The sequence below is a fragment of the Variovorax sp. PBL-H6 genome (assembly GCF_901827155.1).
Lineage (GTDB): Bacteria > Pseudomonadota > Gammaproteobacteria > Burkholderiales > Burkholderiaceae_C > Variovorax.
In genome coordinates this window covers 480,878-502,091 of record NZ_LR594659.1, presented here as the reverse complement: position 1 = coordinate 502,091, position 21,214 = coordinate 480,878, and the positions used below count along the sequence as shown (strand labels likewise).

The window sequence follows — 21,214 nt, the reverse complement described above, 5'->3', positions numbered from 1 at the left end:
TGGCAAATGAGCCCGCCTCCGTGGATGCGGGCGAGTCCGCTCAGGCGGTCGCGCCCACCTGGTACAGCTCGACGCGCGTGCCGTCCGGATCGGTCACGTAGATCGTCAGGCCATAGGGCCCGTCATGCAGGTCCTGCTGGAACTCGACGTCGGATTGCTTCAGCTTGTCGCGCAACGCCCGCACGTCGTTGACCTCGAATGCGATGTGGTCGATCTGACGATGCGATGGTGCGCGACCGCCCACGACGGCCATCCCTTGATGGAAGGCGGTGAACGGCCGCCCGTCCGCGAGCGGCTTCGCTGGCCGGATCGAAAAGCCGAGCTGGTCGACATAGAAACCGACCGAGCGCGGCACGTCCTGCACCATCAGCAGCATGTGGCCGAAGCCGAGCGTGCGCGGCGCCGACTGCGCATCGATCCACGCGCGCATCTCCTGCGAATCGGAGACTTCGCAGAAGTACTGCTTCCAGACCTTCTTGGCGGTCTGTTCCCATTCGCCATTGACGCCGGAGATGCAATCGTCGAGCGCCACCACGTCATAGTCGCGCAGATAGGCTTCGCGGATGCTGGTCTCCACGCAGGCGTTGGTGGTGGTCCCGGCCACGAACAAGGTCCGGGTGCCGAGCATCTTCAGCATCATCTCGAGCCGCGTCTCGTAGAAGGCGCCGAAGCGGTGCTTGCGGATCACATAGGCCGGATTGACCGCCGCGAGCGGCTTGAGCTCCTCGACGATCTCCTCGTCCCAGCTTCCCGCCAGCGCGGAAACCTGCTTGCGCCGCGAGGTGTGGCCGGCGAGCTTCTTGCGGGCCCGACTCGCATCGACGGCGAAATGTTCCTGCACGGTCCAGATCACCGGAATGCCGGCCGCCTGGCAACGCGGGATCAACTCGGCAAGCGTCGGCACGATGGCCGAGAGCCGCTGGGTGTCGACCCCCGAGATGCCGAGCGTGCCCTTGTCATGAATGAAGGCGTTCTGAAGATCGATGACCAACAAGGCGGAGGTGCGCGGGTCGAGATTGTCGAGAGTCATCATTTTTCCTTCATGTCGATGCCGAGCACGCCATCGCGTCCCCAGCTGTCCTTGGGCGTGTCGTGGATCACCACGTGCAGGTGGTCAGGCTTGCAGCCGGCATGGTCGACCATGGCCTGCGTGATGGCCTTGACCAGGTTGCGCTTCTGCTCGACGGTGCGGCCTTGCCACATTTCGACGATCACGAATGGCATGTCATTTCTCCTTGAGTTGAGTGCCGGCCCAGCGGGGCACCGGCGGCGAAAAGCCTGTCACGAAATCACTGCCGGCTCGATCCTCTCCACGCATCAGCCAGAGAGGACGGGTCGCGTAGTTGACAAGGGGCTGCTCCTCCATGGCCACCCAGTTCGCGAGCGAGCGGCCGTCGCGCACGAAGCGGCTCGTCGCCGGCATGTAGCGCAGGACATAAAGCGGCGACATCGGGTCCAGCGCCGGCAAATCCTTCCGTGCGATCCGCGCAAGGTCCATGAAGCTCACGGACTTCGGCGCCGGCCCTGCCGGCACCAGCACGACTGCGCCCTCCAGCGGCATCGCAGGCCAGTAGCGCCCCTCCCGCCCTTCTCTCACGAAGCGCTCGTATGCGCCGGCTTCGAGATACAGCTCGGTATCCCACAGGACGATGTCATGGCCGACGAGCTGCTCCACGCCGCCGAGGATGCAGGGGTCCTGGCACAGATCGAGCAGCAGCCAGGCATCGACCTGCGGGGTCCCATAGCCCCATGGGTTGTGGATGCCGGACAGATATTCCTGCCGCGGGCGAGGGCTGCGCTGCGCGAGTTCGCGCGCTGCGGCGGCCAGCGCGTCGATGCGCTCGTCGAGGCTGTGCGCAGCGGGCGCAGCGCTGCCCCTGATCGGGGTGTCGAGCCCGGTTTCCATGCGTGTACGCGTCCTCAGGCGGGAACCGAGAGACAGCGTCCTCGCCCGAACTGGCTCTCGTCGACGGCGCCGTTCTCGTAAAGCACCGCGCCCCGGGACACGGTGAGCACTGGCCATCCCTTGAGCTTCCAGCCTTCGTAGATGCAGGTGCCCTTGCCCGTGTGGCGGACCGTACGCTCTTCGTCGAGGTCGACCAGCACCATGTCGGCATCGAAACCGACCTCGATGTTGCCCTTGCGCGGCCACAGCCCGAAGCGGCGCGCAGGATTGGCCGAATTGAGCTGCACCAGCCGCGACAGAGGCAGCCCACGTTGGTGAACGCCGAAGTGCAGCATCAGCGAAAGCTCCCACGGGAAGGACACCACGCCGGGCAGTTCGCTCCAGAGGTCTTCCAGTTTCTTCGGCAGGAAGGGAACGTGGTCGGTGCCCAGGCTGTAGACGGAGCCGTTCAGGACTCCACGCCACAGGCCGTCCTGCTCTTCCTTGTCGCGCAACGGCGGCGAGATCTTTGCGCGCATGTCGAGGTCGCTGTCGTAGGCCGTGCGCGTGAGGTAGTGCTGGCACGTTTCGACCGTCACGTGCACGCCGCGCGCCTGCGCCTCGGCGGCGAGGACGGGCCCCATGCCGACCGACGTGTGCACCAGGTGCAGCGAGCAGCCCGTGCGCTCGGCGAGGAAGATCATGCGGCGAATCGTCTCCACCTCGCAGAAGGCCGGGCGAGACTCGGTGTAGGCGCCCAGGTCCTGCCGCCCCGTCGCCTTGATCTCGTTCTTCAGCCAGGAGGCGATCTGCGTGTTCTCGCAGTGCACATTGATCAGCCCACCTGGAATTTTCGCGAGGATCCGCATCGCCGCGTACACCCAGCCATCGGTCGCGGGCACGATGCCGATCGGATTGTCCGGCTCATACCCGAAGTAGCATTTGAAGGAGCGCACGCCCGTCTTGGCGACGATCTCGGGAATCTCCGCGATGTGCTCTTCGCGCTGGATGCCGAAGTGAAACCCGAAGTCGATGATGGAGTTCTCTTCGCCGACCGCCTTGCGCTCTTCGTAGAACGGCAGGTAGGAGGGCTTCAGGTTGCGGATGTACAGCAGCGCGGTGGTCACGCCGCCCGAGGCTGCCGCAGCCATTTCCGTGCGCATGTCCTCCGCATACGGATACTTGACGCCGAGATGGCAGTGCGGATCGATGACGCCGGGCATCAGCACCCGGCCGCCCGCATCGATCTCGCGATGGCCCTTGGGCAGGGCGCTGTCGGCACCCGTCATGATGATCTTTCCGTCCTCCACGGCCACGCCGCCGTGAAACTCCCCGTCATGGCGCACCACGCGCGCGTTGCGAATCACCAGGTCGGCGTTGCTCATTGCGTTTCCTTCAGGATGTTGTCGATTCGCCGGTGTACGCCGCTCCATTGGCTTCGCCCGACCGTGATGGGTGCCCTGGCGCCGAGGCCGCGCGCCCAGACGAACTTGAGGCCCAGTTCCTGGGCGGCATCGCGATCGATGCCGCCGGGGGGCGCGGCCAGGTCGACCAGCAGGGCATGCGCAGGCAGCTTCTCCAAAAGGTCGCGCCCGAGCACGCGCGCCGGCACGCTCGCAATGACGATGTCGGTGCCGGGCAGCACGTCGGCGAGCGCGCTCAACTCGTGCGATTCGGCGCCGGCCGCATGCGCGGCCGCGCGCTGCACGGCATTGCGCGCCGCCACATGGACACGTGCGCCGAGCCCCAGCAGGGTGTGCGTGACCAGGGAGCCGATGGTCCCCTGCCCCACCAGGCACACCTTGGCCTTGTGGATGGTGATGTCGGTGTTCTCGATCAGCACCTTGAGCATCCCCTCGACGATCGCCGGCCCGCGCAGCAGCATGAGGTCCTCGTCCCATTCGTACTCGTGCAAGCCGATGCCGAGTTTCTCGCAATGTGCCTTGAGCTTGGGGTCGGCCCATCCGAGGATGATGTGGCCCGGGCGGCGCATGCCGCCGAGCATGGCGGCGTCCGGAATGATGCGTTCTGCGCATTGGGGCGCGAACAGCGCCCCATCGGGTGCGATGCCGGGAATCGGAAAGAGCGCGATGTCGGCACCCTCCAGCGCTTCGCGGGCACTGGCCGCATGCCGCACCCCTTCGATGCCCGGGTCGGGCCAGGGAAAGCCGTAGGCACGCACTTGCGCCCCGGCGGCCACTGCGCAGCGCGCAATCTCCTGTTCGCGTCGATCGCCGCCGACGATCGCGATGACGGCTTGGTCCCAGTTCATGGCTGCCTCACATGTTGTAGAAGTTCGTTCTTGGACATCCCGGCAATTCCCATCGCCTCTGCGGTGCGCCCGCCCTTCGCGTAATCGACGCCGACGAAGGCCTGCGCGAGCGTGTAGAGCGATCGCGCCACCGGCGTGGCGACGGCGGCAACCGCCGCAAGCTCGAGGAATGGCAACAGGCCGTGCCCGAAGTCCTCGCGGTAATAGCGATGCTGGAGCGAGTCGGGCCCCTTGATGCGCTTGTTCGCCTCGCCCCCCGCGATCGCGGCCACGAAGTCCTGGGTGTCGCTCACCGAGGACTCCACCGTGCCGATCAGCTGCATCTCGCCGATCAAGTTCGGCAGGTGATGGCCGAAGGCCGCGGCAACGGCAAGTCGTTCGTCGTCGAGCGCACGCATCGTGCGAGCGACACCTGGCGTCATGGCCTGGACGTAGAAGGTGAAATCGCCATGCGTCGCCTCGACCCATGCGGCGGCCAGCACCGCACCGGGCGGATGCAGGACCAGGTTGGCATTGGCGAGTGCGGAGGCGAGCACGTCGCCGACGGGCGTGGCGCCCGGGAACAGCGCACAGGCCGCGGTCAGTGCCGCATTGCCGCCCGGCAGCGCTGCGGCGCGGACCTGGCGCGCACGGCCGGTGACGGTCACGCCGTCGGCCTGGTATTTGCGGGCCACGTAGGTCAGCGTGGAGAACTCGGCGATGGGCGGCAGGTCGGGGCGCACTTCGCGCCAGGCATGGGCGAACTCCAGCGCGCCGCCGGTATGGCCGGGGTTCAGGACGACCGGCCGGTTCGCCGGCCAGCCGGCAGCAGCCAGTGCGCGAGCAACCGGCGCGTGAGAAAAGGTCGGAAGCGTGACCACCGCCGCGTCGGCGCCTTCGATGGCAGCCCTCAGATCGGCGGTGATCAGGCGCGGACGAGCGATTCCCGTGCCGAGCACGCCGTCGTAGCGAACGCCCTCGAGCGCTTGAAACGGCGCGAGGGTTTCAGGAGAGCGGTTCCACAGAACCACGTCATGGCCGGCCTGCGTGAGCTCGGCCACGGACGCGGCACCGCCGGCGCCGGCGCCCAGAATCGAAACTTTCATGCTGTACCTCAGTGTGCGACCAGGACGCCCTTGGCTTCGAACATCTCCCGCACCTGTCGCACGTGGTGCTGAAAGGCGGGGTTCTCGTGGATGCCGCTCCAGCGGCGCGGTCGCGGAATGTCGATGGCCAGGTCGAGGTCCACGCGGCCTGGGCGTGGGGACATGACGATCACCCGGTCCGCGAGAAACACCGCCTCGTCGATGCCGTGCGTGATGAACAACACGGTGTTGCCCAACCGCAGCCACATGGTCTGCAGATCCATGATCATCTGCTCGCGCGTCAGGGCGTCCAGCGCGCCGAAGGGCTCGTCCATCAGCAGCAGCCCCGGTTCCTGGATCAGGGCGCGGCAGATTGCCACGCGCTGGCGCATACCGCCCGAGAGTTCGAACGGGAACTTGTTGTCGAATCCCTGCAGGCCCACCTGCGCGAGCAGTTCGCGCGCGCGGCCGATGCTGGCGGCCCGGTTCCGCCCCTTGATCTCGACCGGCAGCAACACGTTGTCGATGATGCTCCTCCAAGGCAACAGCAGATCGGACTGAAAAACCACACCGGCCTTCGGATGCGGCTTGAGGATTTCGTCGCCATCGATGCGCAGGCGGCCCGAGGACACGGGGGTCAATCCGGCCAGGAGCGACAGCAGCGTGCTCTTGCCGCATCCGCTGGGCCCGACGATGGCCACGAAGCTGCCGGGGGCGATGTCGAGGTCGACGCGGTCGAGCGCCCTGACATCGTCGCCGGCACGCACTTCATAGGTCTTGGAGACGCCTTCGACCCGCACATTGGCTGCATTACTCATGGCGGCCCTCCTCCAACTCCATGAGGCACGAGACTCCGATGAATGTCATGTCGCTGCTTTCGGTCATTTGGCGCTTTCACGTTGATAGGAGACCTTGGACTCGATCAGCGCCAGAACGAAATAGAGCAGCACGCCGAGCAGGGAGATGGTGACGACGGTGGCGAAGTTCAGCGTCGTATCGAACTGCGAGGTCGCCTGCAGTTGAAGGTAGCCGAGGCCTCGCTCCGCGGCGATGTACTCGCCGATGATGGCGCCGATCACGGCCAGGGAGATGGCCACCTTCAGGCCGCCGAAGATGCTCGGCATGGCGGCGGGCAGCCTGACCTTGAAGAAGGTCTGCCATTCGGTGGACCCCATGGAGCGCACCATGTTCACCAGGCCCTTGTCCAGCGACTGGAGGCCGACCACCGTCGAGATCACGATCGGGAAGAAGGAGATCAGGAACGCGAGGCTGATCTTGGGGCCCCAGCCGTAGCCGAGGTAGAGAACCAGCAGGGGTGCCAGCGCGATCTTCGGCACGGTCTGCAGCGCCACCAGCAGCGGATAGACGGCACGCTCGAACGCTTTCGAATAGAAGATCGCCAGCGCCAGGGGAATGCCAATCAGCACCCCGGCAAGAAAGCCCGCAAGCACTTCGAGCAAGGTGATGTACGAGTGGGCCGCGAGCAGATCGAAGTCCGTCACGATCCGCTTGCCGATGGCCAGCGGCGTCGGGAGTACGAATTCCGACAGGCCGAGAAGCGGGACCGCGACCTGCCACGCGAGCAGGATGGCCGCAGCCAGCAGCACGGACGCATAGCGCTCGGTGAAGCTGCCGCCTGCGGCTTTCTTCCTGGACTTGTCCACAGTGGGCACCGCAACGGCTTGGGAGTGTTTGAGTTGGGTCATGCACGGACCTTTGCTGGGTTCACAGGGCAGGCAGGAGGTCGTTGGTGAAGAAAGTCTCCACGGGCTTGGGTGTCCCGATCGCCTCGTCGGTCTTGATCAGGTCCAGCGCCTGCGAGATCGCCTTCGCATCGATCCAGCCGACCGGCTTGCCGGCCTCGGTTTTCACTGCGTCCATCGTGGCTTGCACCTGCGCTTGCACGACATCCTGGGGCGGGCTGCCCTGCCAGGACTTCATCAAGGCGGCGGCGGCCGACTTCGGATCCTTGCGCGTTGCGGCGATGCCTTCATTGACCGCCGCGAGGTAGCGCCTCAGCACATCGGGCCTCTTGGCGATGATCGCATTGCTCGACACCGCGGCCAGCCCGGGAATGGCGAGACCGTTCTCAGCCAGGTCGAGCAGCGGGAACTTGGTGCCGGCCTTGGCCTCGAGCACCGGCAGATCACTGGTGCGATAGAGGCTCACTGCATCCACCTGCTTCTGAAGAAACTGGGGAACGCGCGACTGCGCATCCATTTGCACCTTCTTGACCTTGTCGCAGTCGATGCCGTTGACCGCACAGAAGACGGCCAGGTAGGAGGTGCCTGTCTCTCCCACCGAGTGGGCGACCGTCTTGCCTTCCAGGTCCTTCGGTTGCTTCACGGGCTTGTCGGGGTGGGAAATCAGTACCACGGGAGTCTTCGGGTGGTAGAGCGCGACGATCTTGACCGGCATGCCTTTCTGGATCGCCGACACCGCAAAGATGGCGGGCATCACCACCACGTCTTCCTGCCCCTGCAACAGCGCGCCGAGGGCGGCGGGCGCGCCCGCGCCCTCGCCCATCCGCACGGTCAGATCCTTGGCGGCGTAGAGGCCCTGCTCCTGTGCCAGGTAGAGGTGTCCGTACTCGCCCTTGAGCTTCCAGCTGAACCGCACTTTCACTTCATCGGCGGCCCATGCGGTGGAAGTGGCGGCAAGCGCGGCCGCCAGGGCAGCCGTGCGGAGGCGGGAGAACGAGGGAATGCGCAGTTGCAGGAGTCGCATGGGATACCGTCCGTGTCGTTGAGTGTGTGAATGAACCAACTCTTGCCCTCTTGGCCATGGAGGCTTAGGGTTGAACTGTCGAAGGCCTGAAAACTCGTCTTGATCACATAGTGTGATCACACTTATAATCACGGACAACCGGGATAACCCGCATCACACACGCAACGAGAGAGTCCCATGGAAAAGACCGCCGAGCGCCTTCCACAAACCACACCTGAAGTACCGGGCAAACGCGCGCGCGGCAGCGTCCCGGAGGAAGTCTTCCAACGCCTTCGGCGCGGCCTGATGGTCGGTGCTTTCGTGCCCGGGCAGGTGATGAGCCTGCGCAAGCTGGCCAGCAGCTTCGGCACCAGTCCGATGCCGATCCGGGAGGCGCTGGCGCGGCTGGTCGTCATCAATGCGCTGGAAGACACCGCCAGCGGTTCTGTTCGCGTTCCGCGGCTCACCCCCAAGAAGCTGAAGGAACTCTTCGCCGTGCGGGAGCTGATCGAGGGCATGGCGACGGAGATGGCGTGCCGCAACGGCACCCCGGCCTTGCTGAGCACCTTGACCGGCATCAACGACGAGCTGCTGGAGGCGATTGCGAAGCGCAACCTGCTCGGCTGCCTGTCCTCGAACCAGCGCTTTCACTTCACGCTGTACGAGGCCTCCAAGACCGAGGTGGTCATGCCGCTGGTGGAGTCGCTGTGGCTGCAGTTCGGACCCACCATGTACTTGTCGCTGCTGTCCCCGAGCACGCCGTGGGATGCCTCGGCGCATGTCGAGATCTTGGAGGGCCTGCGCACCAGGAAGCCCGCGATGGCCAGGCAGGGCGTGCTGCGCGACATTCGAAGCACGGGCAGCTCGCTCGCCCCTGCGCTCAGCGAATCGAATGGGGACGACCTGCTTTCCGCTCCGCTCGACGATCTCTATTTCGGCAACTGACACTCACCTCCAAGGACTCCAGAGAATGACAACCCAAGGACCCGAAGCACGCCTGGCCCAACTCGGCATCGAACTGCCGAAGGCAGTCGCTCCAGCCGCCAACTATGTTCCCGCCCGCAAGAGCGGCTCTCTGATCTACATCGCGGGGCAGGTCCCGACTGCCGATGGCAAGGACCAGTACGTGGGCAAGGTGGGCAAGGACTTGTCGGTCGAGCAAGCGCAGCAGGCGGCGCGACTTTGCGCCATCAACATTCTTGCCCAGCTGCGCACCGCATTGGGTGGCAGCCTGGAAGGCGTCGCAGGCTGTGTGCGCCTCGGCGGCTTCGTCAACGCCACGCCCGAGTTCGGCGAGCATCCCAAGGTGATCAACGGCGCCTCCGACCTCATGGTCGAGGTGTTCGGCGATGCAGGCCGCCATGCACGTGCGGCGGTCGGCTGCAATTCGCTGCCGCGCAATGTCGCCGTCGAGGTCGATGCCATTTTCGAGCTGGCCTGACGATGGAAGACGAAAGGCTCCCGGCCGACGGCCGCGTGCCGATCCATGTGCTGACCGGCTTCCTCGGCAGCGGCAAGACCACGCTGCTGCGTCACCTGCTGGCAGAACCTGATCTCGCAGACACCGCGGTCGTCATCAATGAGTTCGGAGAAGTCGGCCTTGACCACCTGCTGGTGCGCGAGGTTGCCGAAGATGTCGTGCTGCTGAGCTCGGGCTGCCTGTGCTGCTCGGTGCGCGACGACCTGGTGTCCACGCTGGCCGAACTGCATGCCCTGATGCGCACCGGCGAGATTCCAGCCTTTGCACGTGTCGTCGTCGAGACCACCGGACTGGCGGACCCGGCACCGATCATGCAGGCCATCCTGAGCGAGACCACGCTCGTGCGGTGGTTCCGTCTCGGCCAGGTGATCACGACGGTGGACGCCGTCAACGGCGAGCAGACGCTGGCTCGTCATCGCGAAGCGAGGCAGCAGCTCGCCATGGCCGACCGGCTGATCCTGAGCAAGACCGATCTGGTCGGCGAGTCCGAAGCCGACGCGCTGGGCGACAAGCTGCGGGCGATGAATCCGTCGGCGAGCCTGCTCTTCTCGCGCAAGGCGCAGCTGCCGGCCGCCGAGATCCTCAAGGAAGCCGATGGCCAATGGCGTGCCGCTGCAGCACCTCAGCTCGGACCGGTCTTTGACCGCGCGGACGGGACGCCTGCGATGCCTTCCGCACAAGGACACGATGACGCCATCAAGTCGTTCACGGTATCGCTCCCGCAGCCGGTCGAGTGGCCTGCCTTCGTCGAATGGCTGCAACTGCTGCTCGCCGCCCGCGGCGATTCGATCCTGCGCGTCAAAGGCCTGTTGGCGGTGAACGATGATTCGCGCCCCGTCGTTGTGCAGGGCGTGCAGCACGTGCTGTACCCGATCGAGCGCCTGCCGGCATGGCCCGGCGCCTCGGCAGGGCCCGGCTGGATTGTCTTCATCGCACGCGACCTGACGCAGCAGGCGATCGAGAACTCAATCCGCAGCGTCTACGAGACCAGCCTGGCCTGAGACCGCTGCCATCGCACCGCGCGCGGCGGCCCCCACTTCCTCCCCTCGCCGCAGCAGCACGCGCCCGGCGGGGCGTCTTGCGAGTGCATCGTCGAAGCACGAGGCCGGTACCAGCAGCAGGTCCGCCAGATCGCCGACTTCGATGCGCCGCCGGCCGCCGCAGATCAATGCGCCGAGTTCCTCCGCGGCATCGACCTGCGAGGCCAAGGCACCGACGAAGCCGGTCTCGAGCATGTCGCCATCCCCGAACGGAAAGAACCAGTCCCTGACATTGTCGGTGCCGAAACGAACCGGGACACCCGACTTCAACGCCTCGATGACAGGCGCCAACCCGCGCACGCGCGGCGCACCGTCGCCACGCGCCTGCAGATAGAGATTCAGCTCGGGCAGCACCACCAACACAATGCCTGCGGCAGCCATCCGGTCGAGGAGCCGGCGGACATCGGCGCACGGCAGGGCCGAAAGCACGCAGGCGTGACTCACCGTGACGCGACCCTGCAGGCCACGCGCCTCGGTCGCTTCCACCAGCCGGTGGATCAGTGCGCCCGGCGCGTCGAGATGTTCGTCGAGATGAACGTCGACTGGAACGTCCAGCGCCATCGCGGTGTCGAGCAGTGCGTCCAGCGCCCGCGCGGGGTGGGCGCAAAGCGCCGGCACGGCGCCGATCAGCGAAGCACCTCGGCCGACCGCCTCGGAGAACAGCGCTCGCGTCTCGGGATGACTCGGATCAGCAGCCGCGCTCGCAAAGGCCACGATCTCGACATCGAGCGCCGATGTCACTTCGGATGCGGCCGCCAGCACCCCGTCGATCGCGCGCATGCCGGTGACGACATCGATGTCGGTGTGCGTGCGTACTGAGGAAACGCCATGCTCGATTGACCTGCGCAGCAGCTTGGAAGCTCGCGCCCTGATGTCCTCGGTGGTGGCGCTGGCGCGCTCGCGCTTCGCCGAAGCCACCGCATCGCCGAGCGACGACGGACGCCGTGCCGGCGCCGCATACGCACGGTTGGCATGCGCATGCAGGTTGACCAGCGATGGCATGGCCAGCCAGCGCGGCGCTGCCGCATCCGCGGCGGCCGAGATGTCACGCACGCGCTCGCCCTCGAGCACAAGATCGAAACTGCCCGCGCGATCGATCAGCGCGACGGAACGCAGGATCCGCATCAGTTGCCGTTGTCGTACAGCGTCGTCGTGGTTTCGACGTCCTCGTCGTGCAGCCCCGCGCGCTCCACGGCTGCGGCCGCCAGTTCCCTGGCCTTGCGACGCAGCGCAGGCTCATCCACCCCGTGGACCTTGCCTTCGCTGTAGAGCGTCTTGCCGTCGACCCAGGTTTGCGAGATCGACGCTGTCGATGCCGAGAAGACCAGTGCCTGCAGCGGATCGTGAAAAGGCGTCCATTCGATGTGATCGAGATCGAACAGGATGAAGTCGGCCTTCTTGCCGACCTCGAGCGAACCAATCTCGTGGTCCCACATTGCCGCCTTGGCGCCGTCGATCGTCGCTGCCCTGAGGGCCTGCCGGGCCGTGAACACGTCGGGCTTCATGCGTGCGTCCTTGAACATGCCGGCGACGATCAGCATCTGGCGCATGAGGTTCATGTTGCCGGCAGCCGACACGCCATCGGTACCGAGCCCGACCGTCACGCCGGCAGCGACCATCTCGGGATACTTGCCGATCGCCGTCGCGCCCTTGCCGAGCTTGAACGAGGAGCACGGGCAGAACGCGACCTTGGCGCCGCGGGCCGCGAGCAGCTTCACTTCCTCGTCGCTGACCGCCGCACCGTGGGCGATGACCAGGTTGGAGCCGATGCCCCCCGCGCGGTCGATGCGCGTGATCGGCCAGCAACCATACTTGTCCTCGCAGACCTTGGCCTCCTCGATCGAGGTCGCCAGGTGGTAGGTGGTGCCGACGCCGAGCCGCTCCGCCAGCTTCTGGGCGCCGACGTGGAGCTCGAGCGTGCAGGGTTCCTTGCCTTCGATGTTCACCCAGCAACGCACGCGACCGTCGAGAGCGCCGTCGTACTTGCGCACACAGGCTTCCAGCTCGGCGAGTGCCGCTTGTGCATTCGGGAAGAAATGGTGCCGCGCCATTTCCTCGGTCCAGCCGCGCGGCAGTTCGGGCGGCGGATTGTCGGCGGCATGCCGGCCGGTCACGCCGCGGATGCCGGTCTTCTCCATCGCACGGACCGTGATGCCTGGGTCGTACTGCGAGCCCATGTCGATGAAGCAGGTGGTGCCGTTGCGCAGCATCTCGGTGATGCCGAGCAACGCACCCCAGTACTCGTCTTCCTCCGTGATGTGTGCGTAGAACGGCTTGGCCCAGTGGAAGACCCAGGCGCGCGTGTTCAGGTTGTCCGGGAACACGGCGCGTGACAGGGTCTCGGACAAATGGACATGGCTGTCGACGAAGCCGGGACAGATGCCGAGCATGCGCCCGTCCATCACCCGGTCGAAGTGCTCGCCGCGGTGTCGTGCCGCGACGTCCGCCGCCCGCCCGATGTCGACGATGCGGTCGTTGTCGAGGAGGATGCTGGCGTCGCGCACCACCGTGTCGTCGGCATCGACGAGGAACGCGAATTCAAGGTGCTCGATGAGCGTGCGCATGGAGAACTTTCCAGAAGGGATTGTGGGCCGCTGCTCAGCCTTTGACGACCAGCAGCTTGTCGGTATCGGCGTAGTCGGACAGCAGTTCGCAGCCATTGGCCGTGACCAGCAGCATGTCCTTGTTCTGCATGCCGAAGCCGTGCCCCGTTTCATAGCACAGGGGTTCGAAGCCGAGCACCATGCCCTCCTCGATCAGCGCATCGGTTCCGGGCCGGCCGAGGACAGGTGTCTTGCCCAGGTAAGGGTCTTCGTGCAGGTGCAGCCCGATGCCATGGCCGACGAAGGAGATCGGCGGCAGGTCCATTTCGGCCAGCTTGGCAATGAAGGCGTCGTAGATGGCATGGCAGCTCGCGCCGGGCTTCACCATTTCCATGATGCGGTACTTGCAGTCCACCAGGTGCTGCCAGATGGCCTCCGCCTTGGGAGGCGCCTCGTGCACGACCGCGGTGCGGCACACCCCCGCCTGGTAGCCGTCGATCACCGAGAAGATCTCGACGCGGCAGACGTCGCGCGGCTTGAGCCTGCGCTCGCTCGGGCCCACGTTGGGCAGCACGCTGCGCTCGCCGGTCGCGATGATCATCAGCTTGAAGTGCTCGGCACCCAAGGCATAGACGTTGCGGGTCAGGTGCCCGGCGATGTCCATTTCCGAATCGCCGGCCCTGACCGACGCGAGCGCGTCCGTGATGGCCTGATCGGCGATGCGCGACAGGCGGCGCAGCAAGGCGATCTCCTCCGGCGTCTTGATCTGGCGCAGTCGCGCGAGGATCTGCTCGCAGTGCACGAACTGCGCCCCGGGGAGCGCCTTCTGCAGTCGCGACAGGTCGCCGGCCGGCAGGTAGTCCATCTCGATGCCGATGCGCGCGCGCCCGAGTCCGAGCTTGTCCAGTTGGTCGGCCAGCACGACCATCGCGTCGTCGGTGAACTCGGCCCAGATGCGCGTGGGCACCTCCGGTGCACGGCGCTTCACGGTGCTGGCTTCCATATCGACCGAGAACAGCTCCGTCGTGCCGTCAGCCGTGACGATCGCCATCGCATGGCGGTGCCTGATGAGTGGTTGCGAGGGCACGACGAAGCCGGTGGCGTAGGCGTAGTTTTCCGGGGAACACGACACCATGGCGTCGAGCTTGTGCTCGGCGATCGCCTTGACCTGCCGCTCGATGATTACTTTGCGCATCTGGAACTTCCTTGGATGTATGTTGTGGGTCAGTCGCGCACCGTGTACTTCTCGATCTTGGCGAGATCGGCATCGATGCCCATGCCGGGCGCGCTCGGGACTTCGATGCCGCCGTCGACAAGCTTCATCGGCGCGGCGATCAGGTCGTCGCGGTAGTAGATGCCTCCGACCTGGCCGTTTTGCCATTCGGCCGGCGTGGACACCGGGACCACGCAGGACAGGGTCGCAGCAGGCGCCGCCGCGGCCAGGTGGATGTTGGCGAGGTTGCCGATGCCGGTCTCGACCGAACCGTTCACGTTGCAGATGATTCCGGCCGCACGGCATACGGCCGCGACTTCCATGGCCTTGTAGAGCCCGCCCGGCTTGGTGCTGTAGATCGACACGATCTGCGCTGCGCGGTGCTCGCTGATCTGGATCACGTCGTGCGCGTTCCAGGCCGACTCGTCCGCCATCACCGGCGGGTCGATCGCGCGCGCCACCTCGGCAATGCGCTCGATGCCCATCACCGGCTGCTCGACATACTTGAGTCTGTACGGCTCCATGGCCCGCACCGTGGCGATGGCCTCGCCGGGCGTGCGATAGCCTTCGTTTGCGTCCACGCACAGTTCGACATCGTCACCGACCGCTGCCCGGACCGTGCGCACCATGTCGATGTCGCGCTTCGCGTCGACCCCGATCTTGATCTTGATCGTCCGGATCCCTTCGGCCGCGACCTGCGCCACTTCTTTTTCCGCCTCGGCGATCGGGATCAGCCCGATCGAGTGGGTCACCATGATTCGTGAGCGCACCTTGCCGCCGAGCAGCATATGGACCGGAAGGCCGAGCCAGCGGCCGGTGACGTCGTAGGCCGCAAACTCGACGGCGGCCTTGGCATACGGATATCCGCGGATCACCGCGTCCATGCGCGCGTGCATCTCAGCGAAGTTCCCGAGTTCGACGCCGACGAGCGAAGGGGCGAGGTACTTCTCGATGACCATCCGGGCGATGGCCGTGGACTCGCCGAAGTAGCGGCCGAACTCACCCCCCCAATCTTTCAACGCCGGGGCCTCGCCCCAACCGATGCGCCCGTCGCTGTCGACCACGCGCGTCAGCAGATAGCGGCCGATGGATTCGGTCAGACCGGTCCACTTGTGCTCTCGTCGCGTGGGAAGCTGGACCAGCAGCGTGTCTATGGACCGGATCGTCGGCATCGATGAACTCCTCGCAGGGGTGCTGAGGTCCGCGCAGCCTATCTGCGGGACCCGTACTGTGATCACAGTGTGTGATCAAACATCGTGATTGTCAAGCGATCAACCACCGATGCTCGAGGTGCAGCGCGTCTCCACAATGCGTCCACTGTTGCCCACTCAGGAGACCGCTTCATGGTTATCGAAATCACCAACTACTACGCACTGCCCGGTCAGGTCGAGGCGGTCTTGGCGCAGCGGCGGCGCGCGAGCGAGATCCGGATGCGCCTCGGGCTGCCGGGCGGTCGCATCTTCACAAAGCTGGAGGGGCCTGGTCCGGATGTACGCTGGGAGTGCGCATTCGACACGCGCGCAGACTATGAGCAGGATCTGGCCGTGCGTCAGAGTTCAGAAGACTTCTCCGCAGCGCGTCGCACCATGCACACACTGCTGGAGCGGTTCGAGCGCAACCTGCAGCAGGAAGCGCGATAGCAGGCATAGAGAAACCGGCAATGCCGGGAAGCCCTGCGTGACCGGCCGTCCGACAGCGGGCCGTATCATTGCCCGCTCACGGCCTGCCGCAATCCTTGCGCGCTCTTCGCGAGCAGCAGCCCTCGTTTCCCGACCCCGCCCCATGACCTCCGGTCTCAATCTCGCGCAGCAAGAAGCAGTCAACGATCGACATGGCCCCTGTCTGGCCCTGGCCGGAGCGGGCTCGGGCTCCAAACCCTGGGCGTGAGCCTGTCGGATTTCTGATTTCATGGAACTGCGTCACCTTCGCTACCTGGTCGCCATCGCCGGCACCGGCAGCTTCACGCGAGCCGCGGAGGTGCTCGGCATCGCGCAGCCCACGCTCTCCCACCAGATCAAGCAGATGGAGACCGAACTCGGCGCGGTGCTGTTCGATCGCTTCCCGCGCGTCGTGGTCTTGACGGAGGCGGGCCGCGGCCTGTTGCCGCATGCGCAGCGGATGCTGGTCGAGATGGATGCCGCGATCAACACCGTCTCCGAACTGCAAGGGTTGTTGCGCGGCACGTTGAACGTCGGGCTGTTCCACTCGTTCTCGCGCTCGCAGGTCAGCTCGGTGCTGGCGAAGTTCGCACAGGAGCACCCCGGCCTTCAAGTCGTCGCGCGCCTCTTGCCGCGTGCCGCGATGGAGCGCGAATTGCTGGACGGCAGCCTGGATCTTGCGATCGCCTACGTGTCCGAGGACACCGAGCACATCGCCGCCGAGAAGCTGTTCGAGGAGGAGCTGGTGCTTGCCGTCGGGCCGTCGCATCCGCTCGCCAATGCCCCCTCGGTGGAGATGCAGGCGCTGCGCGATGAGCGCATGGTCCTGCTCACGCGCGAGTTCTCGTCGCGCCAGATGCTCAATCGATTTCTCGGCGACCTGGGCGCGACACCCAACGTGGTGCTCGAAGTCAACTCCATCGAGGCCATCCTGTCGATCGTGCGCAGCACGGCGCTGTCCTCGGTGCTCGCAGCGGGTGCCATCGATGCGCTCGCGGGCGTGAGCAAGGTGCGCCTGCTCACGCCGACGCCGCGCCGCTGGGTGGCATTGCTGTGGCGCAAGGACGGGCATCGCACCGCCGCCGCGCTGCGCATGGCGGACATGATCCGCGACGTGTACGCACGCGCCAGCGCGGCCAACGACGATGCATAGACCAGCAGAATTCGACCGATTTCGTCTGTCTATTTGATGCGTTGAGCATCTCTTCCTATAGTCGCCTGCACGCCAACCGCTCGAACGGTTGCAAAGATGCAGGAGACAAAATTGGATGTGAACTCGCCGTCGGCACAACGGATTCCCGTTGCCGTGATCACTGGCTTTCTCGGTAGCGGAAAGACGACCCTTGTCAATGCGGTGCTGAAGAAGCCCGCCTGCGGCCAGGCCGCCGTGGTGGTCAGCGAGTACGGCGAGGTCGGCGTCGACCACGTGCTGATCCAGGCCCCGAGCAAGCGCATGCGCCTGGTCGATGGCGGCTGCATGTGCGAATACGTTCACGAGGAAGTCGCCGCCAGCCTCCTCAACCTGCTGGACCGACGGGTCGCCGGCACCGAGACCGATTTCGACCGCGTGCTGATCGAGACCTCGGGCCTCGGTGATCCGGTCCCGATCATCCAGATGCTGCAGGTCGATCCCGAGATCAGCCGCCACTTCGAGCTGCGCGTGGTGCTGACGATGGCCGACAGCCTGCACGCGCTGCAGCACCTCGACAGGTACGCACAGTCGATCAAGCAGGTCGCCGTGGCCGACGTGCTGGTGCTCAGCAAGGTCGACGTCGCCGAGCCACAGGCCGTCGAAGCGCTGTCCGCCCGCCTGCGCACCCTGAACCCCGGCGCGCGACAGGTCCGTGCCGCTCACGGCGATCTCGACGCGCGCCTGCTGGACGGGACGCCGCACCAGGCCGGCGGCAGCCTCGCGGAAGTCCGCCAGTGGCTGGCGAGCGAGGCCTTCGCGTCGCCGACAGCCGACGACCGCTCGCCGGTGCGCACCTTCTCGCTGGTGCACGAGGGCGAGGCCACCGTGCCCGGGCTGGTGCTGTGGCAGCACCTGCTGTCCGGCTTCCGCGGCGCGGGGTTGCTGCGCGTCAAGGGCATCGTCAACGTCGAGGGCCGACCCTATGCGGTCCACGCCGTGCAGACCATCGTGAGCGAACCGGTCCCGCTGGACCAATGGCCCGACGATGACCGCCGCTCGCGCATGGTCTTCATCGTGCGCGGACTCGACGAGCAGGCGCTGCGCGACACCTTCGCCGCACTGCGGTTCGAGGGCGGCCGCGACCTCCGGAACATGGTGATCCGGCCCGAGGTCTATGCACGCTTCCGCGACACGATTTCCCTGTTCCGCCAGCGCGCGCCCGAACCGGCGGAAGCCGCGAGCGCACGCTGAATTTCCGATCCGTTTTTCCACGCACGAGAAAGAGCCAGCCGCCATGAGCTTGAACGCCTCCGTCGTCCAGTCGACCACGCCCGCGCAGACCGGGATCCGCTACGTCACCGGCAAGAAAATGATCGACTGCACCGGCGCCGACCCGGTGGACGACCCGGTGATCGTGATCGAAGACGGCCGCATCAAGCAGATCGGCAACAAGCATTCGATCCGCGTCCCTGACCACGCCGAGGTGCTGGACTGCGGCTCCGCGACCCTCATCCCCGGCATGCTGGACGTGCACCTGCACACCATGATGTTCAACTGCCTCACCTTCCACAACTTCCGGGTGGCGCAGTGGGAGATCACGCCCGAGCTGCAGCAGATGTACGGGCTCTTCCATGCGCAGCTGTGTTTCGACATGGGCTTCACGACGCTGCGCGACATGGGCTTGTCGGCATCGCGCGGGCTGCTGGTGCGCGAGGCCTGCGCCATCCGGGACGCGATCGAGATGGGCATCGTCGAGGGGCCGCGCATGCTGGTCGCGGCATTCACCTCGATCACCGGTTCGCACCTCGACCTGATCCAGCCGCGCGCCGCGTTGCGCATCGGCTTCCAGACCGCCGACGGCCCCTGGGAGCTGCGCAAGCTCGCCCGCACCAACCTGCTGCAGGGCTGCGACGTCATCAAGACCTGCGCCTCGGGCGGCGGCGGCACCGACAAGGAGGAGCCGGACATTCGCAACATGACGCAGGAGGAACTGGACGCCCTTGCCGACGAGGCCCACGCCTTCCACAAGATCCTCGCGGTGCACTGCTTCACGCCGCAGGCCCAGCGCATGGCCCTGAAGGCCGGCGCCGACACCATCGAGCACATGGTGTTCTGCGACAGCGAGAGCGTCGACGCCATCGTGAAGACCGGCACCTATGTCACGCCCACGCTGTCGCATCGCACCGACCATGCCATCGACCTGCGTCGCGAGCAGGGCACCTCGCAGTTCGTGCTGAAGAAGATGAAGGGCCTGCAGCACAACTGCTTCGAGACCTTCCAGACCATGTACAAGGCCGGCGTGAACATCGCGATGGGCACCGACATGGGCTTCGACCCCGAGATGGGCACCAATGCGTCCGAGCTTGCGCTCTACGTCGACCTCGGCATGAAGCCCATGCACGCGCTGCAGACGGCGACCATCAATGCGGCACGCGCGATCAAGCTCGACAAGGACATCGGCTCGCTCGAGGTCGGCAAGATCGCCGACCTGGTCGCAGTCGGCGGCGACCCGCTCCAGGACATCCGCTGCCTGCAGGACAAGAAGAACATCCAGATCGTGATGAAGGAAGGCAGGGTGTATGCCGACCGCCGGCCGGGCAAGTCGACCAAGAACGTGGTGAACGCCGAGCCCGGCAGCTGGAAGATCGTGGACTACCTGTGAGCCGCGATCGCGTCGTCGTGGTCACCGGTGCCAGCTCGGGCATCGGCGAGGCCGTCGCGCAGAAGCTGCTGGCAGACGGCATGACCGTCATCGCCGTGCAGCGTTCTGCGCCGCGGGAGAGCCATCCGCGGCTCGTGTTCTACCCGGCGGACCTGTCCGACATGGCGGCCACGCGCGAAGCGGGCCGCCGCATCGCCGAGCGCCATGCGGTCGATTCGCTGGTGAACAACGCCGGCGCCAACTGCCCGGCGCTGCTGATGGACGCCACCATCGACGAGCTGCGCTACGTGACCGACATCACCCTTGGCGCGGCCTTGCTGCTCACCCAGGCGCTGGTGCCGGGCATGAAGGAGCGCGGCTTCGGGCGCATCGTCAACATCTCCTCGCGGGCGGTGCTGGGCAAGTCGGCGCGCAGCGTCTACGCGTCGGCCAAGGCCGGCCTGCTCGGCCTGACGCGCACCGTTGCCATCGAGACCGGGGCGCACGGCATCACGGTCAACGCCGTGCTGCCCGGCCCGGTCGCCACCACGCATTTCAACCGAGGGCATCCGTTCGGCAGCGTGCAGCGGCAGACCGTTGTCGAGAACATCCTGGTCGGCCGCGTCGGCGAGCCCGGCGATGTCGCGCATGCGGTGGGCTTCCTGCTCGACGAGCGCAGCGGCTTCATCACCGGGCAGTCGCTCTTCGTCTGCGGAGGCACCAGCATCACGGGCACCGGCGGGCAGTGAGCCGCCGCGCGTTGCGGGCGCCCCGCCGGCAATCGGCATCGAACAACAGGAGACAGCCAGCATGGCAGAAGCGATCGCAATCGAGCACGTGTCCTACCGCTACCAGTCCGCCGGCCGCGAGGTGCTCGCGGTGGACGATGTGTCGCTCCAGGTCGCGCCCGCCGAATTCGTCTGCGTGCTCGGCCCGAGCGGCTGCGGCAAGACGACCATCATGAACATGATCGTCGGCTTCCTGCATCCGACGCAGGGCACCATCCGCATCGGCGATGGCAGCGATGACGCGGGCAGCAATCGCGGCGTGGTGTTCCAGGACTTCGCGCAGCTCTTCCCATGGCGCACCGCGCGGCGCAACGTCGAATTCGGGCTGGAGATGCGGAAGATCCCGACGGCCGAGCGGCGCGAAACGGCCATGGAATTCCTGCGGCTGGTCGGGCTGACCAAGTTCGCGGACGCCTTTCCGCACGAGTTGTCCGGCGGCATGCAGCAGCGCGTCGCGATCGCCCGCGCGCTGGCCTACAACCCCGGCGTGCTGCTCATGGACGAGCCTTTCGCCGCGCTCGACGCCATGACGCGCGAGGAGATGCAGCGGCTGGTGACGGACATCTGGCAGAAGACGCGCAAGACCGTGGTCTACGTCACCCACAACATCTCCGAAGCGGTCTACCTGGCCGACCGGGTGATCGTGCTGGCGGCGCACCCGGGCAAGCTGAAGGCCGAGTTCCGCCTGACGCTGCCGCGCCCGCGCGATCCGCTTGCGCCCGAGTTCATCGAGGCGCAGCGGGAGATATCCGCCGCGCTCGGCGTGCACTGAAGGTCGCCCGCGCCGCGGCA

General features: G+C 66.2%; 22 protein-coding genes. 9 read left to right on the top strand and 13 right to left on the bottom strand.

Translation table 11 applies throughout. The annotated features are described in order from the left end of the window. Positions 1 to 40: 40 nt before the first annotated feature. From G3W89_RS02490 to G3W89_RS02450, 9 genes are all read right to left on the bottom strand, one after another. Positions 41 to 1,033 carry an isochorismatase family protein gene (locus tag G3W89_RS02490; RefSeq protein ID WP_232076279.1) on the bottom strand — a complete coding sequence of 331 codons (993 nt, stop codon included), beginning with the start codon at positions 1,031 to 1,033 and terminating at the stop codon, positions 41 to 43. Next, positions 1,030 to 1,224 carry a 2-hydroxymuconate tautomerase gene (locus G3W89_RS02485; protein WP_086925772.1) on the bottom strand — a complete coding sequence of 65 codons (195 nt, stop codon included), beginning with the start codon at positions 1,222 to 1,224 and terminating at the stop codon, positions 1,030 to 1,032. Before G3W89_RS02485 ends, G3W89_RS02490 begins: the two co-directional genes overlap by 4 nt. 1 nt (position 1,225) lies before the next feature. Next, positions 1,226 to 1,906 carry a resolvase gene (locus tag G3W89_RS02480; RefSeq protein WP_162572619.1) on the bottom strand — a complete coding sequence of 227 codons (681 nt, stop codon included), beginning with the start codon at positions 1,904 to 1,906 and terminating at the stop codon, positions 1,226 to 1,228. Positions 1,907 to 1,920: 14 nt separating this feature from the next. After that, a complete protein-coding gene (locus G3W89_RS02475; RefSeq protein ID WP_162572618.1) occupies positions 1,921 to 3,270 on the bottom strand; it encodes a dihydroorotase in 1,350 nt (449 codons plus the stop codon). Then, positions 3,267 to 4,157 (bottom strand): dipicolinate synthase subunit DpsA, encoded by an 891-nt coding sequence (locus tag G3W89_RS02470; protein ID WP_162572617.1) that lies wholly within the window; start codon positions 4,155 to 4,157, stop codon positions 3,267 to 3,269. The genes G3W89_RS02475 and G3W89_RS02470 overlap by 4 nt, the downstream gene beginning before the upstream one ends. Then, entirely contained in the window at positions 4,154 to 5,242 is a 1,089-nt protein-coding gene (locus G3W89_RS02465) for an NAD/NADP octopine/nopaline dehydrogenase family protein (RefSeq protein WP_162572616.1), read from the bottom strand. Before G3W89_RS02465 ends, G3W89_RS02470 begins: the two co-directional genes overlap by 4 nt. Positions 5,243 to 5,250: 8 nt before the next feature. Further along, positions 5,251 to 6,039: an ABC transporter ATP-binding protein gene (locus tag G3W89_RS02460; protein ID WP_162572615.1), complete on the bottom strand. Its 789-nt coding sequence runs from the start codon at positions 6,037 to 6,039 to the stop codon at positions 5,251 to 5,253. A gap of 63 nt (positions 6,040 to 6,102) precedes the next feature. Further along, positions 6,103 to 6,927: an ABC transporter permease gene (locus G3W89_RS02455; protein ID WP_162572614.1), complete on the bottom strand. Its 825-nt coding sequence runs from the start codon at positions 6,925 to 6,927 to the stop codon at positions 6,103 to 6,105. Positions 6,928 to 6,946: 19 nt separating this feature from the next. Beyond that, a complete protein-coding gene (locus G3W89_RS02450; protein ID WP_162572613.1) occupies positions 6,947 to 7,948 on the bottom strand; it encodes an ABC transporter substrate-binding protein in 1,002 nt (333 codons plus the stop codon). A 177-nt stretch (positions 7,949 to 8,125) separates the two neighbouring features. Here G3W89_RS02450 and G3W89_RS02445 point away from each other — a divergent pair, with 177 nt between their 5' ends. From G3W89_RS02445 to G3W89_RS02435, 3 genes are read left to right on the top strand one after another with little or no spacing between them, the layout of a single operon-like run. Continuing rightward, complete coding sequence (locus tag G3W89_RS02445) at positions 8,126 to 8,872, top strand: GntR family transcriptional regulator (RefSeq protein WP_162572612.1); 747 nt, start codon at positions 8,126 to 8,128, stop codon at positions 8,870 to 8,872. A gap of 25 nt (positions 8,873 to 8,897) precedes the next feature. After that, positions 8,898 to 9,368: a RidA family protein gene (locus tag G3W89_RS02440; RefSeq protein WP_162572611.1), complete on the top strand. Its 471-nt coding sequence runs from the start codon at positions 8,898 to 8,900 to the stop codon at positions 9,366 to 9,368. A 2-nt stretch (positions 9,369 to 9,370) separates the two neighbouring features. Then, entirely contained in the window at positions 9,371 to 10,408 is a 1,038-nt protein-coding gene (locus tag G3W89_RS02435) for a CobW family GTP-binding protein (RefSeq protein ID WP_162572610.1), read from the top strand. Here the strand turns inward: G3W89_RS02435 and G3W89_RS02430 are convergent. From G3W89_RS02430 to G3W89_RS02415, 4 genes are read right to left on the bottom strand one after another with little or no spacing between them, the layout of a single operon-like run. Next, positions 10,373 to 11,572 (bottom strand): amidohydrolase family protein, encoded by a 1,200-nt coding sequence (locus G3W89_RS02430; RefSeq protein ID WP_162572609.1) that lies wholly within the window; start codon positions 11,570 to 11,572, stop codon positions 10,373 to 10,375. The genes G3W89_RS02435 and G3W89_RS02430 overlap by 36 nt on opposite strands. Beyond that, positions 11,572 to 13,011 (bottom strand): amidohydrolase family protein, encoded by a 1,440-nt coding sequence (locus G3W89_RS02425; RefSeq protein ID WP_162572608.1) that lies wholly within the window; start codon positions 13,009 to 13,011, stop codon positions 11,572 to 11,574. The genes G3W89_RS02430 and G3W89_RS02425 overlap by 1 nt, the downstream gene beginning before the upstream one ends. A 34-nt stretch (positions 13,012 to 13,045) precedes the next feature. Next, positions 13,046 to 14,185, bottom strand: coding sequence for a M24 family metallopeptidase (locus tag G3W89_RS02420; RefSeq protein WP_162572607.1), 1,140 nt, complete (start codon positions 14,183 to 14,185; stop codon positions 13,046 to 13,048). 29 nt (positions 14,186 to 14,214) lie between these two features. Beyond that, complete coding sequence (locus G3W89_RS02415) at positions 14,215 to 15,375, bottom strand: mandelate racemase/muconate lactonizing enzyme family protein (protein WP_162572606.1); 1,161 nt, start codon at positions 15,373 to 15,375, stop codon at positions 14,215 to 14,217. A 171-nt stretch (positions 15,376 to 15,546) separates the two neighbouring features. Here G3W89_RS02415 and G3W89_RS02410 point away from each other — a divergent pair, with 171 nt between their 5' ends. From G3W89_RS02410 to G3W89_RS02385, 6 genes are all read left to right on the top strand, one after another. After that, a complete protein-coding gene (locus G3W89_RS02410) occupies positions 15,547 to 15,843 on the top strand; it encodes a hypothetical protein (protein WP_162572605.1) in 297 nt (98 codons plus the stop codon). A 268-nt stretch (positions 15,844 to 16,111) separates the two neighbouring features. Further along, positions 16,112 to 17,014, top strand: a complete 903-nt coding sequence (locus tag G3W89_RS02405; RefSeq protein WP_162572604.1) for a LysR substrate-binding domain-containing protein — start codon at positions 16,112 to 16,114, stop codon at positions 17,012 to 17,014. Between the two features lie 117 nt (positions 17,015 to 17,131). Further along, positions 17,132 to 18,244, top strand: a complete 1,113-nt coding sequence (locus G3W89_RS02400; protein WP_232076784.1) for a CobW family GTP-binding protein — start codon at positions 17,132 to 17,134, stop codon at positions 18,242 to 18,244. Between the two features lie 43 nt (positions 18,245 to 18,287). Continuing rightward, positions 18,288 to 19,655 carry a metal-dependent hydrolase family protein gene (locus G3W89_RS02395; protein ID WP_162572602.1) on the top strand — a complete coding sequence of 456 codons (1,368 nt, stop codon included), beginning with the start codon at positions 18,288 to 18,290 and terminating at the stop codon, positions 19,653 to 19,655. Next, a complete protein-coding gene (locus G3W89_RS02390) occupies positions 19,652 to 20,383 on the top strand; it encodes an SDR family oxidoreductase (protein WP_162572601.1) in 732 nt (243 codons plus the stop codon). Before G3W89_RS02395 ends, G3W89_RS02390 begins: the two co-directional genes overlap by 4 nt. A gap of 61 nt (positions 20,384 to 20,444) precedes the next feature. Continuing rightward, complete coding sequence (locus G3W89_RS02385) at positions 20,445 to 21,194, top strand: ABC transporter ATP-binding protein (protein ID WP_162572600.1); 750 nt, start codon at positions 20,445 to 20,447, stop codon at positions 21,192 to 21,194. Positions 21,195 to 21,214 lie beyond the last annotated feature (20 nt).